Source organism: Flavobacterium aestivum, from assembly GCF_026870175.2.
Classification (GTDB): Bacteria; Bacteroidota; Bacteroidia; order Flavobacteriales; family Flavobacteriaceae; genus Flavobacterium; species Flavobacterium aestivum.
The window spans coordinates 2,926,950-2,941,968 of record NZ_CP113977.2 but is presented as its reverse complement, the minus strand read 5'-3'; the positions used below and the strand labels follow the sequence as shown (position 1 = coordinate 2,941,968).

The 15,019-nt window shown below is 33.9% G+C and carries 22 protein-coding genes; 3 read left to right on the top strand and 19 right to left on the bottom strand.

All coding sequences use genetic code 11. The annotated features are described in order from the left end of the window. Positions 1-2 precede the first annotated feature (2 nt). The 6 genes from OZP08_RS12600 to OZP08_RS12575 all read right to left on the bottom strand — a co-directional run bounded on the left by OZP08_RS12600 (position 3) and on the right by OZP08_RS12575 (position 4,902). On the bottom strand, positions 3-674 hold the full coding sequence (locus OZP08_RS12600) for an HK97 family phage prohead protease (protein WP_281321997.1): 672 nt from the start codon (positions 672-674) through the stop codon (positions 3-5). Beyond that, positions 661-1,881 (bottom strand): phage portal protein, encoded by a 1,221-nt coding sequence (locus tag OZP08_RS12595; RefSeq protein WP_268846450.1) that lies wholly within the window; start codon positions 1,879-1,881, stop codon positions 661-663. The genes OZP08_RS12600 and OZP08_RS12595 overlap by 14 nt, the downstream gene beginning before the upstream one ends. A gap of 630 nt (positions 1,882-2,511) precedes the next feature. After that, positions 2,512-2,664, bottom strand: coding sequence for a hypothetical protein (locus tag OZP08_RS12590; RefSeq protein WP_268846449.1), 153 nt, complete (start codon positions 2,662-2,664; stop codon positions 2,512-2,514). 44 nt (positions 2,665-2,708) lie between these two features. Beyond that, positions 2,709-2,894, bottom strand: coding sequence for a hypothetical protein (locus OZP08_RS12585; RefSeq protein WP_268846448.1), 186 nt, complete (start codon positions 2,892-2,894; stop codon positions 2,709-2,711). Continuing rightward, complete coding sequence (locus OZP08_RS12580; protein ID WP_281321996.1) at positions 2,891-3,148, bottom strand: hypothetical protein; 258 nt, start codon at positions 3,146-3,148, stop codon at positions 2,891-2,893. The genes OZP08_RS12585 and OZP08_RS12580 overlap by 4 nt, the downstream gene beginning before the upstream one ends. A gap of 20 nt (positions 3,149-3,168) precedes the next feature. Continuing rightward, complete coding sequence (locus OZP08_RS12575) at positions 3,169-4,902, bottom strand: terminase large subunit (RefSeq protein ID WP_281321995.1); 1,734 nt, start codon at positions 4,900-4,902, stop codon at positions 3,169-3,171. Between the two features lie 100 nt (positions 4,903-5,002). Between OZP08_RS12575 and OZP08_RS12570 the strand changes: the two genes are divergently transcribed. Beyond that, positions 5,003-5,239 carry a helix-turn-helix domain-containing protein gene (locus OZP08_RS12570; RefSeq protein ID WP_281321994.1) on the top strand — a complete coding sequence of 79 codons (237 nt, stop codon included), beginning with the start codon at positions 5,003-5,005 and terminating at the stop codon, positions 5,237-5,239. Between the two features lie 42 nt (positions 5,240-5,281). On the opposite strand, the gene OZP08_RS12565 is transcribed toward OZP08_RS12570, so the two are convergent. From OZP08_RS12565 to OZP08_RS12510, 12 genes are all read right to left on the bottom strand, one after another. Next, positions 5,282-5,542, bottom strand: a complete 261-nt coding sequence (locus tag OZP08_RS12565; protein WP_281321993.1) for a hypothetical protein — start codon at positions 5,540-5,542, stop codon at positions 5,282-5,284. A 53-nt stretch (positions 5,543-5,595) separates the two neighbouring features. After that, on the bottom strand, positions 5,596-5,916 hold the full coding sequence (locus OZP08_RS12560; protein ID WP_268846443.1) for a hypothetical protein: 321 nt from the start codon (positions 5,914-5,916) through the stop codon (positions 5,596-5,598). A 32-nt stretch (positions 5,917-5,948) separates the two neighbouring features. After that, on the bottom strand, positions 5,949-6,116 hold the full coding sequence (locus tag OZP08_RS12555; protein ID WP_268846442.1) for a hypothetical protein: 168 nt from the start codon (positions 6,114-6,116) through the stop codon (positions 5,949-5,951). Positions 6,117-6,177: 61 nt separating this feature from the next. Further along, positions 6,178-6,639, bottom strand: a complete 462-nt coding sequence (locus tag OZP08_RS12550; RefSeq protein ID WP_281321992.1) for a P27 family phage terminase small subunit — start codon at positions 6,637-6,639, stop codon at positions 6,178-6,180. 448 nt (positions 6,640-7,087) lie between these two features. Continuing rightward, entirely contained in the window at positions 7,088-8,587 is a 1,500-nt protein-coding gene (gene dnaB, locus OZP08_RS12545; RefSeq protein ID WP_281321991.1) for a replicative DNA helicase, read from the bottom strand. Positions 8,588-8,590: 3 nt separating this feature from the next. Next, complete coding sequence (locus tag OZP08_RS12540) at positions 8,591-9,289, bottom strand: helix-turn-helix domain-containing protein (RefSeq protein ID WP_281321990.1); 699 nt, start codon at positions 9,287-9,289, stop codon at positions 8,591-8,593. Between the two features lie 32 nt (positions 9,290-9,321). Beyond that, positions 9,322-10,683: a PcfJ domain-containing protein gene (locus tag OZP08_RS12535; RefSeq protein ID WP_281321989.1), complete on the bottom strand. Its 1,362-nt coding sequence runs from the start codon at positions 10,681-10,683 to the stop codon at positions 9,322-9,324. Further along, positions 10,680-11,198: a PcfK-like family protein gene (locus OZP08_RS12530; protein ID WP_268846435.1), complete on the bottom strand. Its 519-nt coding sequence runs from the start codon at positions 11,196-11,198 to the stop codon at positions 10,680-10,682. Before OZP08_RS12530 ends, OZP08_RS12535 begins: the two co-directional genes overlap by 4 nt. Then, positions 11,195-11,491 (bottom strand): hypothetical protein, encoded by a 297-nt coding sequence (locus OZP08_RS12525; RefSeq protein ID WP_268846434.1) that lies wholly within the window; start codon positions 11,489-11,491, stop codon positions 11,195-11,197. Before OZP08_RS12525 ends, OZP08_RS12530 begins: the two co-directional genes overlap by 4 nt. A 3-nt stretch (positions 11,492-11,494) precedes the next feature. Beyond that, the gene (locus OZP08_RS12520; RefSeq protein ID WP_281321988.1) at positions 11,495-11,812 is read right to left on the bottom strand and encodes a hypothetical protein; all 318 of its coding nucleotides are present in this window, start codon (positions 11,810-11,812) and stop codon (positions 11,495-11,497) included. 333 nt (positions 11,813-12,145) lie between these two features. Beyond that, entirely contained in the window at positions 12,146-12,457 is a 312-nt protein-coding gene (locus OZP08_RS12515; protein WP_281321987.1) for a hypothetical protein, read from the bottom strand. A gap of 2 nt (positions 12,458-12,459) precedes the next feature. Then, complete coding sequence (locus tag OZP08_RS12510) at positions 12,460-12,717, bottom strand: hypothetical protein (RefSeq protein WP_268846431.1); 258 nt, start codon at positions 12,715-12,717, stop codon at positions 12,460-12,462. 163 nt (positions 12,718-12,880) lie between these two features. Between OZP08_RS12510 and OZP08_RS12505 the strand changes: the two genes are divergently transcribed. Then, the gene (locus tag OZP08_RS12505) at positions 12,881-13,273 is read left to right on the top strand and encodes a helix-turn-helix transcriptional regulator (RefSeq protein WP_281321986.1); all 393 of its coding nucleotides are present in this window, start codon (positions 12,881-12,883) and stop codon (positions 13,271-13,273) included. A 36-nt stretch (positions 13,274-13,309) separates the two neighbouring features. Then, positions 13,310-13,687, top strand: a complete 378-nt coding sequence (locus tag OZP08_RS12500) for a hypothetical protein (RefSeq protein WP_268846429.1) — start codon at positions 13,310-13,312, stop codon at positions 13,685-13,687. Here OZP08_RS12500 and OZP08_RS12495 read toward each other — a convergent pair. Continuing rightward, positions 13,677-14,885, bottom strand: coding sequence for a tyrosine-type recombinase/integrase (locus OZP08_RS12495; protein ID WP_281321985.1), 1,209 nt, complete (start codon positions 14,883-14,885; stop codon positions 13,677-13,679). The two genes, OZP08_RS12500 and OZP08_RS12495, sit on opposite strands and share 11 nt — an antisense overlap. Between the last annotated feature and the right edge of the window lie 134 nt (positions 14,886-15,019).

The following is a 15,019-nucleotide window of genomic DNA, read 5'->3' as shown; positions in this document are numbered from 1 at the left end:
TGCTAGTCTAAATTTGAGTTAATAATAATTTGAGCGTCAAAAGCGTTGAGCTCTTTATTGTTGTCTGCACGAGTTTCCTCTTGTACAGGATTTGGTTTTACTTTTTCTTTAAAAGCATCTAAGCTTCTTTTTGCCACTTCGGTATCTGCATAAGCAGGATATGTTACTGGAGAAACATCGTACAGGCGTTTGAACTTTACAATTTCACGCACTGCCATTTCACCATCAACTTCCGTCCAAATTTCCTCTTCAATATCAAATGCAAATGAAGACTGAGAGATATCACCCAATTCGATTGCGTTTTGTAAATCACGTGCGTATTGACGATCAGGCGTTTCGTAAGAATACTTTAAACCAACCTTATCAACCGAAAGCGTCAAAGTTCCTTTTCCTTCAAAACAACGAGCTAATACATAGTTTGGATTGTGATTAAAAAGACAACGAACATCATCTTTCAAAACATCGTCGAACGCCCCTTTTCTAATTTTTTCACGGAATTGATAGTAATAACCTATTACCGTATCAGAATTAAACTTCGCAGCATAACCTTCAATAATAGCAGCCGAATTTTCATCCGTTCTTTCTTCTTTTTTTATGGTTCTAACCTCAGAAGAAAAAAAACGTCTCTCAGCAGTTTCGCTTATCTTTTGGATATAATCTTTACTTTCCATCATTTAAATTTTTGTCAATTTGTGATTCTGTGAATGTGTTTACTGGAGTTAAGAATTCATCTAACAAATCAGGACCTGCGTTTCTATCTTCCAACTCTCTACATTCTTGCCTGCTGTAAATACCACTCAACACCATACGAGAGTAGAACTCAGCACGAGACTTTATGTCCGCACGAAGCAATACACCTAGATTCCCACGCACGTAATAACCGTTTTGCAATTCAGTTGGCGTTATTAACTTTTTAGCATATTCCTGCTCCCAATTAGTAATATGTGGTTGGATTGTATCCGAAACATGATCCAGCGACTGCTGCTCGATATTGTTATTAGTTGATTGCTGCAAGGATTTTATTTTATGAGGCGCAATGTTTAACCAACGAGCTATATCCTCAATACCGAATCGGGATTGCTCAATTATTTGAGCTTCCTGTGGAGTAATATTTATTGGTTGGAATTTAAAACCATCATCTAAAACAACGATTCTATCAGGAGACTTTTCACCCATTGCCGACTTCCATCCTGCAATAATTTTATCCTTTCCTTTTTCAATAGTTTTCTCAGTTTGGATTACTCCTTGACGAACACCTTTGTTTTGAAAATTAGTTGCAGAATATTCCTGTACCTCAATTGCTAGACCTAATTGCTGCGCCGCGTAAGTTATCACCCCAACCCCAACGATTCCGTTATGAGAGAAGTTTTTGAAATGCAAAACTTCAGAAGATAATAACGGCTGATCATAACCTTTTACATCGTACAACAATTCGCCTTTTTTTAAGCGAATATCACGAACATCGTCCCAGTTGATAACATCAGTAGATACCGGATAACCAGTCGCATTGACATTGATTTTCGCCAACGCGTTGCCACGAATTAAATAAGATATTGCCATTGTTTTGCGAAAAACAAAGGTTGTCATTAAGTAATTTGGCTCGGTAGCGATTAGCTTGTTTGCCGGATGATCTGTACGTGAAATTCGGTTTTTACCGTCTTTTTGGTAGATCGCAAAAGGAATTTTGGCAATATCATTTGAGATTTGATCTACACCATTGTAAAATGCAGAAAGTTTTAAAGCTGTTTTAGTATTCATCCCGTATGGGTTGCTAGAACCCAACGAAAAGAAACCGCCATAATTCCCAAAGAAAGAACTGTCTGCGGATGCACTCCTTTTGGATGGAGCGAACATTTCACTAAAAGCACCGTTTAAACTCATTTTACCGTTTTATTTTGGGTAAAATTATTTTAACGGTGCTTTTTAAATGGTTAACATTGTTAACTTTCAATCTATACACGCGATTAGGGTGGGTATAAACAAATAAAAACTTTTTTTTATAATTTAATATACCACACCGTACGCACTTAAACTTTTATATATATATTTGTAAAAAATAAACCGCCTCAGTTTTTACACTTAAGCGGTTCTTTTTAACTATGCAACCTTATCGGTCCATAATTTCACAAAGTCGTATATCAGGCGTCCAACCATATAAATCTGACCGAGTGAGCTTCCAAAATTCGAGCCATTGACTTTCCGGGTCTTTAGGCTCTTTTTTTTCTTCTTCATTATCTTACAAAGGTTATGATTTTATGCGGTTTTTAAAAGTCAAACTTATTCACAATAGCTTTGAGTTTTTAACAAATTACCTAAAAAGGACGGCGAATCCTACAAGTTTCAAGTGCTTAACAATCAGCCTATTATGAAATATATAAATAAAAAAAAGCCCTTAAAACAAGGACTTTGAAAAAGATTAAATTTCGTTATTTACATCCACTTTTCCATATTACCAATACCATCAGCGTCGCAAATATCCTATTTGACGATGGTTTTTCCTATTGGAAACTTTTAAAATTTATAATACCAACTATCATTTTGTTTTTCGAAAGTATATTTTAATTTACCCACTGCCACAGTAACCGTTTCAGGATGGTAACTTTTAGCGTTTGGAAGTAATTTTATTGCTTTAGCTAGATTTTCGGCTTTTAAGTTTTCGTACATTAGATTTTAGATTACTGATTAACGATTTATGATTTCAGATTTACTTACATACCTCCAGGCTGTTTTATTTCGGATTTGATATAAAAAAAACCTACAGCCAGCTCAATAACTATCAACAAAACCAACAAGAAGTAACGAACAGGATTTTTACTAAAAAAATCAAGCTCAAAAAACGCACTAGTTACAAATGCGATTAAAAAAGTAGCAAGAATTATATATACAATTTTCATTTTATTTTTTTATTATTACGGTTAGTAATTACTTTGAATGTGTTAAAATCGGAATAACGGTATTTTCCGAATAATTCGAAATAGGTTTCGTTTACTTCATTAAAGGCTGATTTGTTGGATGGTGCGGTTTTTAATTTTTCGAAAAACTCGGAATAGAACCCTTCTATCGTTGAGAGTTTTTGCATTATTACTACTTTTTTTTCTAATTTTTCAATGTGAATTCTTAAGGCATTTTCTTCAGTAGGTGTTAGCATGTTGATTTATGATTTTATAGTTAACAATAGAATTCTACATCATCACGGTTGTAGTAACTTTCATTAGTTTCTTCGGGTTCCGACATTGACCCTCCAATTGCATTTATAGCTGCAATAATACCATCCACACGTCGACCATTTGCACCGGAATAACCTTTATGCACTTTCATGTTATCATTAGCATCGTAATAAATTACACATGAGGCCAGCATCCAAGCCAAAACAGGATTTCCGTCGTGTTTTAATTTTCCTGACAAAACCAATTTTTCAAACTCTTTGGTAGGAGCAGAAATCGTGCCAATTGCTTGCGAAAATTCGGAAACATTAAGACCTTCAGCTTTCAAATCTTGTGTTAGTTTTGTGGCGTTATACGGGTCAAATTCTAACCGTATAACCTTATGTTCGTGATACGTGGTTCTTATCACGTCTTGAATAACATTATAATCTATGACATTACCAGGCGTTGCAATTAACCAACCATTATCCGCCCAATATTGATACGGCACACGATCTTCTTTTGAACGTTTAATTATGGTGTCTTTAGGGCAAAAAAACCAACACCTCAAGTATCTTTCCTGTTTTTCGTCGGGCTCAGAAATCAAGACATAAGCACTTAAATCTATTGTTTTTGACAAATCCAAGCCACCAAACGAACCGTAGGTTTGAAACTTTTCCAACGGAATGGTATCGACTTTATTTTTCATCCAATCCTCATTGAATATCCAATCCAACAATTGATCGACCCACATATTCAAGTTTTTAGTCTTGAAATTTCGGATTTTGGAAGGCTGATTAATTGCTTTTACAAATTCCTTTCTGATAGCATCAATTGCCAAACCATACCCTAACAAAGGATTAGCTTTTGCCCATAATTCTTCATTTTCCCACGATTCTTCAGTTTTTAAATCTTCCTGATCGATATCATGGATCATAATCCAAAGGGAATTATCTACTTTTCGACCTTCTAAAACTTCAATTACTGAATCTTCATAGCGCTTACAGGCCGATTGCACGTTTGCACCCGCTGTTGTGATGTGATAAATTAAAGCTTGTGTACGCTGAACGGTTGATGATTCTAGGTTTTCTTTTACTGTATCATCTTTATGCGCGTGGTACTCGTCAATAATTCCGAAATGACAATTGATTCCGTCCTGAGTTTTTGAATCCCCACCCAAAGCCCGCATTTTTGCATTGGTTTTTTTAAATCCGATGATTCTTTGCATAGCATAAAACCCCATTCTACGCAATGCTGGATTTGACACCGGACTTTCGATATACATACGAGCCTGTTCCCAACACAAACGAGCCTGTTCTTCTTTGGTTGCTCCTACGTAAATTTCGGCTTCCATTTCAAGGTCAAAACTCATTCCGTATAGCGCCAATCCCGCCATTTCAGCAGTTTTACCGTTTTTTTTAGCCCGTTTATCGTAAACCGTATTGATACGGCGATATCCGTTTTTTTTATTAATCCATCCAAAAACATTATACAGCGTGAATTGCTGAAAAGGAGCCAAAACAAACGGCTGTCCCGCCATTTTTCCTTTGGTATGATTTAGAAATGTTGGAAAGAAATTAATTATTTGCATCCCTTTATTATGATCTAAATAATAACCATCAGCTTCAGCAGTTTCAATCCATTTATAAAACCTTTCTACAGCTTGTTTTATCCTTTTTCCGGTAACTATTTTTCCCATACGCACATCATTTGCGTATTGAAAAGGAACGGAATCTAATTGTTTTTGTGTTGGCTGCATTGGTTCATTTTTGGTATTACTTTCTTATTATTATTGTTTTCAAATATCACTAAAAATCATCAAAAAGCGCATATATGCGCTGGTTTGTTTTGAAAGATAAATGCAATTTTATTGCGTGATAAATAAAAACGAAATTCTGTTTATAAACTCCGTTGGTAAAAAACTAAGAGAGAAAAGATTAGCTAAAAATCTCTCTCAAGTCAATCTTGCCTCTGACGCGAATATTCCCGAAAGTCAAATCGGACGAATAGAAAGAGGCGAGATTAATACTACTATTGGCACTCTTTTTAAAATTTGTAATGCTTTGGGAATTGAATTTAAAGAACTGATTGAGTAGGTTGATTAGCATTTGTCTGTTGGGCGTAGTTATCAGTAATTGTCAGAAAACCTCGTGAAGAATAGGATTTCCTTTTTTATAGACACGTTTTATTTTTGTATCAGGCTCTAAATCTTTACATTCTGATACAGGGAAGCATCCATTTTCTGAATTATCCAAATCGATGTAATAATCTTCTTCTAATTGTTCAGCTTCTATTTCAGTAATTACATATTCGGCATCTTCTCTCCAAAGAATTACTTTTTTTTCTAATTCAGATTCAGGCAAACTATTGCAAAAATCTTTTAATTCTCTCCAATTCATAATTTTTAATTTAACTGTTAATATTTAGTGTAAACAACTACTGGTACCATGTGTTAGTAGCAATTATTTTGTGAATAAGGCGATTTAAGATACTCAAAGAAACTCATATCTGAATCCAATGATAAATAATGCTGGTAACGATTCTTAGACGCTAAATTTTTAGGTTTTGGGGGTTTATAATTAAACGTCTCTAAATATTCTACTTTCCAAGTTGGATGGCATGGTAATGCCATTAATTTTTTATCATCATAGAACACAACCCCAATATAATTACCTTGATCTTTGGTAATAACTCCTTTCTTACCATTTACCAAAACTTCTCTGAACATATCAGCGGGTACTTTGTAATAATTTTTAATATATTCAAATTCCATAATTTAATTATTTTTCATGAATTATAATACAGTTAATCAATTATGTCGAATTTATTACCAAAAGGAAATTTAATAATCGTTTCTTTTTCCGTTTGAATTATATGTAATTCAGTTTTAATATTGGTTTGCAGCAAAATAGCGTCTTTACATTCGGCCTTTGCTAAATCTTCAATTTGATGAAGTGATATTGTTTTTGGCATAATATATAATTTAATGATTAGTAACTAAGTGATTAATCGCATTGCTCCAGCAGATATAATCTTATCCGTGATTTGCTTTTAAAAACTGGTCAAACATATCGACTTGTGCTGGATCAGTCGCTTTAATCTCAACCAACTTACTACGGTCCTTAAAGCTAAATCCAAAGTGCTTAGATAGTTCGTCTATTTCCTTTATCATTTTTTCACGAATTGTCACATAGCCGGAAACATTGGTTGCACCTCCTTTAAAAGTTTGTATTAAACCACCATCAAAACCAAGATCAGAAATCTTTTCTTCCGCTTGTATGTAGTAATCTACAGACTTCGCCAAACGATGCAAATGAATCAAATCAGGCTTTGTTAATTTTTTAGTATCAACTAATTGTTGTCCAAAAAATTTATACCAAAACATCTGATCTTTTGATAAATTAAATTTTGAAATTGGCGCAGGAAGTTTATCTAAAATCACATAGAGATTTTTATTTACTTCGGCAACCTCGCCATCACCAGTTATTATTTTCATATTAGACATATACTTAATTATTAATACATTAGACCCCCCTACCTAAAACAACACTCCGAGTAAAATTCCAGCTAAACAGCGATGTACGCCATGCGCGCCCGCTAGAGAATTTACCCCATACCCCTCTTTGCACGATGTGACTCACTTCCCGATTTCCTGTTATGGCACTCATGACTCATACTCTGCAACTCTTTCCAATCATACGGATCAAGCCCGTTGCTCAACAGATAACCCAAGCCTTTTATGTGGTCACACACTTCAGCTTTTCTTACAACACCATCACGATTACAATCTTCGCACTCACAAATCGGATTTGCTTCACGATAGGCTTTAGATACATTGCGCCACTTACGAGCGTTATAAAAGCTTTGGTAGCTTATCTTACGATCGAATGCAACTTTAGTCCGAACCCAACTTCTCACTACTTTTTTAGGTTTATTTGCCATGATTAGAAATCTATCCCGTTATTACTCTTTTCAGGCTCACCAAAAGCATCAGCAGGACTAACACAAGGCAACGCTTTAACCTCATAAACATCTACATCTTCACGCATATCATCTTCACACTCCACATCAACAAACTTCGTCTTATCACCAATCCATTTCAATAACGTTGTATTCGTTGAACCACCTCTATATTTCGCGAAAATCACTTCACTATTAGCCCCAGCACTTATAAGTGGTTGCATAGACGTATCATAATCATCAACATCGATATCAATCTTATAATACTCAGGTCGGTAAAGAAATTGCACAATATCAGCATCCTGTTCAATCGCTCCACTCTCCCGCAAATCCGAAAGCATCGGCCTCTTACTCGACCCACGAGTTTCTACAGCTCTAGACAATTGAGACAATGCAATCACAGGAATATCCAACTCTTTCGCCAATGCCTTCAACCTTCTTGATATAGACGATATTTCAGCTTCACGGTTTCCTTTTACAGTTCTGTCAGTCATCAACTGCAAGTAATCAATGATCGCTATTTTAATATCATACTTTCGAACCAGTATTTTAATCTTAATCACAACATCAGATATATCCGTTTTCCCACTATCATCGATATACAAAGGATACTCTTTCATGCGTTCCTGATGATGCGTATAAGTAGAAAAGTATTCTTTATGTTCAAATCCAGTTTTAAGGAGTTGTTTCAAATGAAAATTAGTATCAATCGCCACCGCTCTAGCAGTTAACTGCTGCATACTCATTTCTAAAGAAATAAACCCAACACCAACACCAATCTTACAATTTTCAATAGCACACTTCAAAACATAAGCAGTTTTTCCCATTCCAGGACGTGCCGCAATTATTATTAATTCTTGATTCCTATAACCACCTGTGTACTTATTTAACCTTCTAAATCCTGTATGAACACCAACCAACTTAACCTCTTCTTTATTCGCCGTCAACAACTCAACTTCTTGTTTTAGATTCTGCAATGCAGCAGGAAAAGACATAGTATCACGACCCGTGCTTATATAATCAACAACATTATCAAACTCTTTTTGCCAACGCCCCATTAATTCAAAAATATCTGTTGTTTCATCATAAGCCAAAGCAATTATTTGACTTGAAAACAATATCGTTTGACGCGCCATATATTTCTGCAACACCAATCTACAGTGGTATTCGGTGTGAGCAGACGAAGCTATTTTACCCGATAATTCCATCAGATACCAATCCCCTCCAGTCGCTTCTGATAAACCTAATTTTCTCAACTCAGCCGATACAGTCATTAAATCAATTGGATTCCCAACTTTATGTAAACTTTGAATCGCCGTAAAAACATTTTTATTTGAATCCTTATAAAAAACTTCAGGCTTTGAAATAATCATCAATGCTTCGTCAACCGAATTTTGAAAACACAACATAGAACCAATCACAGCATCTTCAATTTCAACACATGCTGGTGGTAATTTTCCTTTATCTATAAATTGTTTATCCATAAACTAAAAACCTCCTATTTTTTCTTTTTTTTGATTTGGATTCAATTCAATCACAGGTTTATCAAACTTATTTTGATTCGACACCCAGTTAATCGCAAACTTTATAAAACGACCTTCTAAAACATCGCCATCATACTCTAATTTTTCCTGCAACACAGTTGCTTCAAAAAGTTGCGAGAATTTGACGAAGTCAGTAATTTGATTTTTAAATTGCATCATCAGTCTTTCAAATCTTGAAGGATAATTATTTTCCAAAAAAGCGAGCGAATCCCCTCTTTCTTCTTTTTTACTATTATCTTTCTTGCTTATATCTTTATTACTATTATTTACCGATTTCCCAATGATTGGATTTCCCAATATTGGATTTTTCAGTGATTGGATTTCCAACGATTGGAAATCGGCTATTGGCTTGTCAGAAATATTATCAAAATAAAGACGATAATCAACAACAAATCCATTACCAGTTTGTTGCTTTTTTCTTATCAAATACCCGAAATTTTCCAACTCTTTCAACCCTTCAGAAATGCTCGATTTAGCCTCTTTGCATTGAAAAGCAATTTTATCAACAGAGAAATTCCAGCCATCAGGTTTAGACTGCATAAAAGCAAACAAACCCTTTGCTTTTAACGAAATTTTATTATCGTTTAACAACGTATTTGGCACCATTCCGAAAGGAACAATTTGCTTGGTTAGTTTCGCCATTAATTAATTTTTTAAATTTTAATTAGAATGATTTATGCAGCTTCTATTTGAAGTTTATTCAGACTTAAGTCCAAACCCTTCAATTTCTTCTGTCTTTCAACCATACGAGATATTTTACCCATATTTCGCTTTACTATTTCAATGATCTCATTATGATATTGCGTTATACCATTATCTTTCCCCCTGCATTGTATAATTGAATAACTAGCTAAGGATATTTCAATCGTCTCAATCCTTTTACCATTTACTCGAGCAGACATTAATAATATACCAGGCTTTTTATGATAACCATTTGCATGAACACAATGTTTCAATATTTTACCCTCTTCCTTAACATCTTCATCTTCAATTAACGGAACTATTAAAACATCTCCTTTCTTTATAATAAAATCCTTAAAGACCTCTACTTTAATGCTTTTTAATGCTTCTTCTGCTTCAGCCTTCAGCCGTTCACTTTCCTGTCTCTTAATCTCTCTTTCCGCACGTGCTTTATCAATTTTTACTTGTTTTTTAGCAACATATTCATTGTGCGACTTCTTAAGATTTTTCGGTAAAATAAATTTTGGATTAGATACATCCTTTCCAAATTCCTTAAGCAACTGAAGATAATCATACCAAATACCAGCATCATTTAGTTTGTATTTATGACGAAGTAAAATTTTAATTTGAGACCAATACGAATGGTATCTTTCATCTTTATGAACAGCATAAAAAAGAAGTTCTTTTTGTTTTGCCTTCAAAAGAGTTTCTACTTTTGGACTCATTTCAAGCTTTTTTAATAACAATCTCCAATCGCAATTATGAAAATCATTACCTAAACCATACTTATTAAATCTCGGTAAAAATTCCGCTCCTGGACAATTGTAATCCGATACAAAGCGATCATATTCCGTTTGTCCATATTTGCGATTATTATACCTAACTTCATAACCTGAAGAACTAAAACCATCACCGGTCCAAGTTGTATTTAAACCAACAACCACTTCTTTGTTTTTGTCGTAATCTTTCCATTCTTCAAATAATTTTCTAAAATGGTAACTTGGTTTTTCGTTTTTATACATACTCTTCCAACAGGAAAAATATCTTATAACCTGAAATCTACCCACCACCTGGACAACAGAATATGTTATTATTTTAGTAAATTGACCATTGTTAATCGTTATTTTATTTAATTTCTTATTGCATGCCGGACATTCAACACCAATCGCTTCTTCTTTCCAAAGATCCATTTCAGGCTTCCATAAGTGATTACATTCCAAACAAACAAGGTTTTTATAATGAGTAGTATAATAGAAATGATGTCTTGAAATAACAAACGGTTCTTGCTCAACCGGTTTAGAAAGGTTTTTACTAAGATTCCAAACCTCTAACTGTAATCTAGTTTTCGGTATCATAAGCTGCTAAATAAATCTATTTCTTCATTCACAATCACACCTTCTTTTTTCTTTGTTTTTTTCAGGATCAGTTTCTCTTTTTGATCAGAAACAACTTTTTGAAAAGCAACCTGTTTCGCTTCTCGCCTCTCTTCTTCAGAAAGCTTTACTTTTCCTGCTAGATTTTTTTTAGCTTCACATTTCGCTTCTTCTATCGCTAGTTCCATACCTCGCTCAGTAGCCTTAACCTTATCTTCTGCCGAAAGTTCCACGGAATGATTCACAATCACTTTTCCACTTACGGATTTGATATTTTTTACATCATCTTCATCGTAGTAATGAACCGCCCAACCAAAAACTTCATTATCCGAATAACCAGCACAACCACCTTTTTTAGCGCACTCCATAATATAACTACAGCACTCATCAAGGCTTTTATTTTCCTTCTTATAAGTAACCGCAAACAATTCATCTTCTATAGCTCGTTTCTCAAGATAATTTTTAATTACTTCCTTAAATCCTTCTGATGTTTTCATTTTTCAGCTATTAATTGATAAACATTTTCAATTTTAATTTCAAACCCAGGAACCGTTTTTATCAAATATTCCATTTCAGTAATAACCGTTGGCACATACAAATAAGAAATCTGATAATTAGCCCCCAAAACACGCGCATCGTATTTTTTAGTTTTAGACAAAATAAAAACAACCACCTTCTTTACCAATGAATCACGAAGGCTTACAATCTCAGAAACCCTACATCCAAATTCAAGACTTATAGCTAACTCCAATTTCTCCGCGTGGACTGTATCAAAAGTGATTGTTTTCATATTTTAACCATTAACAAGTTTTACAAAAGCTTTACCAGTAAATTCCAAATCCTTTCCTTTAAAAAAAGGAACCGTATTTACACACCATTTCACAAGACAGGCATAATGAATTTTGCCTTTTACATTTCCTTTTCTATTTTCAATAATTTCAAGTACTTCATAAGAAGAAACACTTGTATCTCCCGGATTACTAATAATTATATCTCCAACTCTTATTTCAGCATCAGAATAAAAAGTCACTTTATTATTTAAGTTTCTTTTTTTTGGATTGGTTTCCCAAATCAGCAACCACACAAACAAATTATTTTGATAAATTTTCATAATTCAATTATTTTACATTTATATTAAATTATCACTCAAATTCCCTAATCTCTTTTTAGCTCTTTCAGCAAAAACCTTATTTCGTTGTCTCTGATATCCAACAAACCAAATACACCCGCGCAATACGATACACCCCAACACAACGTCAGCAATAAACAATACCCAAAAGGTAATTTCACTAGTCATTATTTCATCTATAGACATCGGCCACATAATTTACATTGTTCAATCATTTCAAAAAAAGCCTCAGGACAACACAACTTATCCTCTTGACATACTACAACACGAGGTTCCTTTACCTCGATTTCGTTTATTTCTCTTTGTTCATCTTGACTAATCACCATATCCAAGTCTTTTAATTGCAGATGTTAACACCATTATTCTTTTTTGACCCGTTTGTTCTTGAAAAATTTCATCAGACTTAATCTTACCCCTAGAAATCCAACTTTCAACCCCTTTTTTACTTTTAAGCGGAAGTAATTTGAAATCCACAATTTCCTTTAAGGAGAGCGCTTTTTTACGCATCATTCGTTTGCGATCCAAATCTTTTGAAGCCTCAAACTCACGAGCCGAAACAATAATCAAACCCATAGATTGCAAGGATTCAATAAAATCACTAGCGTTGATATAAGTATTTTGCTTCATAATTACGATGTTTTTAACCCTTCAAAAATTTTCACTAAATCCTTATTCAATTCAGCATCTTTCACACGTCCAGCCCAAAAATTGTTCAACTTTTGCATACCGGGCAGTGTATGATATGATTTATCAACATCCATAATCAGCTCCACAAAATATTCACGTTTAACAAAACCAATCTTCTTGAAGTTGTTTAAAATCAGTACCGCAGTAGCCAGCAATGCCATATCTTCATCCACAGGCTCTATTAATATTGTATTTTTCATATCTTTGTCTTGACTTGTCAAGTTTGGCACATAAATTGATGTACAATCTATCATTGTTTGACAAGACAAATCTATGTACAATATTTTACATTTTAAAATTAATTGTACAATAATTTACATTTTTAACACAGTTTTAAGTATTTTACCACAAAAAAAAGAACCTATGAAAGATTTGAATATTAAAGAATTAAGGAAGAAAAAAGGCTACTCACAGACAGAATTAGCTGGAAAAATAGGGGTTTCAAGACAAACCATTGTAAACTACGAAAAAGGCGAAGTAATACCTGAATCGAAAAAAGAATTATTGTACAATATTCTACAAAGCGAAAATGTAGATTTTGTAAATGAAGAAAGAGAACAATACAAACCCACAACCACCGGATATGGAAAAAAAATACTTGAAATAGAAGAAGAAATAAAAGTAAGAATGGACACTATCAAACTTTTGAAAGATCAAAAACAAGATTATAGCCACCAATTAAAAATAATAGAGCTACTAAAAACACAAATCAGCATCATAAAATCAGCCGAACATAATCACAAAAATAATTTATAGAAAAAAGCTTATATTTGAAGAAATAAAACTTTAGATATGAGAAATTTAATTCTAACACTATTTTTTGCAACATCATTTTGCAGCGCACAAAAAGCGATTTATAACAAAACCAAGGAAGAAGGGAAATTTACAGAATACCAAACCAAATCAGGTAATCTAATCAAAATTGGGGACACAATTAATATAGGCTACCCGATGGGACAGGAATTTACTTTTTTAACACAAGGAAACATACACGTTGCTTCTTTTTTATCAAACAACAAAGTTGTAGTTTCTAAAATAAAATCAGTCGGCAACCCAACCCGCGGCTATAAGATTTACACCTTATTCGGCGGTTATGGCACATCTGTTTATATCGACTATGAAGCAGCCTTAGAAACTGGAGAAATTAAAAACCCATTCATTACCCAATAATATCAAATAGAGCTTTGTCCCGAACAGCTTCGGGATACTTGTCTTTATAATAATTATCAACATCATCACGTTCGTGCCCCATTAACTCACGAATAACATCAGTATCAATATTCAGCGTTTTTGCCAAATTCGCGAAAGTATGGCGAGCCACTTTTATACCCAAATTTCCATCATCTGGTGACACTTCAATTTTTTCAGCTTTTTGCACTAAAACAATATCCCGCTGGTAGTTTCCACGAAAAGTAATATAAGATTCATTTTCTTTTTTCCAAGGAAACAACCAATCAGCCTCACCTGTATATTTATCCAAAATAGCCTGAGCTTTCGGATGCACTTTCAAATCAATTCGGGTACCAGTATTTGTTTTAGTGCGATCAAAAACAATGCGCCCTTTACGTATTTGTCTTTTTTTAAGATAATACAAATCTATCAAGTCGCAGCCACCAAAATAGAACTGCAACAAAAATAAATCTACATACTTTTGTTTTGCACTCTTTAAATCCAATTGCTCCAGTTTCCCCAAAGCATCACGATCCAAGTACTTTTTCTTAGAATCATACGAGCGAGTTTTTAAACCATCAAAAACCCCAGTAAATGGCTTTTCATCTGCAAATTTATGCTTCAGGATTCCCTTATTATATATAGCCCGCAAAGTTCGCAAATACAAATGAACCGTAGCCTTAGAATTCCCTATACCGGTATTATAATTCTTAAACGCCATTAAAATAGAATAATCCAAATTTTGCAAAGTCACGTTTTTGCCAAAATTCTCAAATTGCGCGATCACATTTTCATAACATCGCACATTTCCAAGCAGCTTATTTTTAGCCTTCAAATCATGTTTACCCACTTTTTCAGCCACATCTTTCATTTCAGCAATCAATCCTTCAGCAAAATCAATAAATCCAATTTGCGAAAAATCAACCGCAAATAATTCTTGATACACTTTTTCAACATCATTATACCCATTAAGAATCAATTTGCGTGCCCTAATTTTCAACTCCATTAATATAGGCGCCAAAACATCGTAATCAGGATGCTTTTCAGAAATAGTTTTCCCGTCCTGAATAAAATGTTTCTCTTTACAAAAAGCAATGTTTTTTGTTTTACGTTTGTTTTGATGCGCAATCTGCACCGCCAAAGGAAACCCTTCAGGAGTTTCTTTTTTAGCCGTCAATAATTTAATTTCAATTACCATGATATAAAATGTTGAGTTGTGAAAAAGTTGTGATTTTCTCTTAAAAAAGCTCGTTTTATCGTGGTAAAAGTAGGAAAATAAAAAACACAAAAAGTATAAAACGCAAAAAACCCACTGGATTCAGTGGGTTTTTA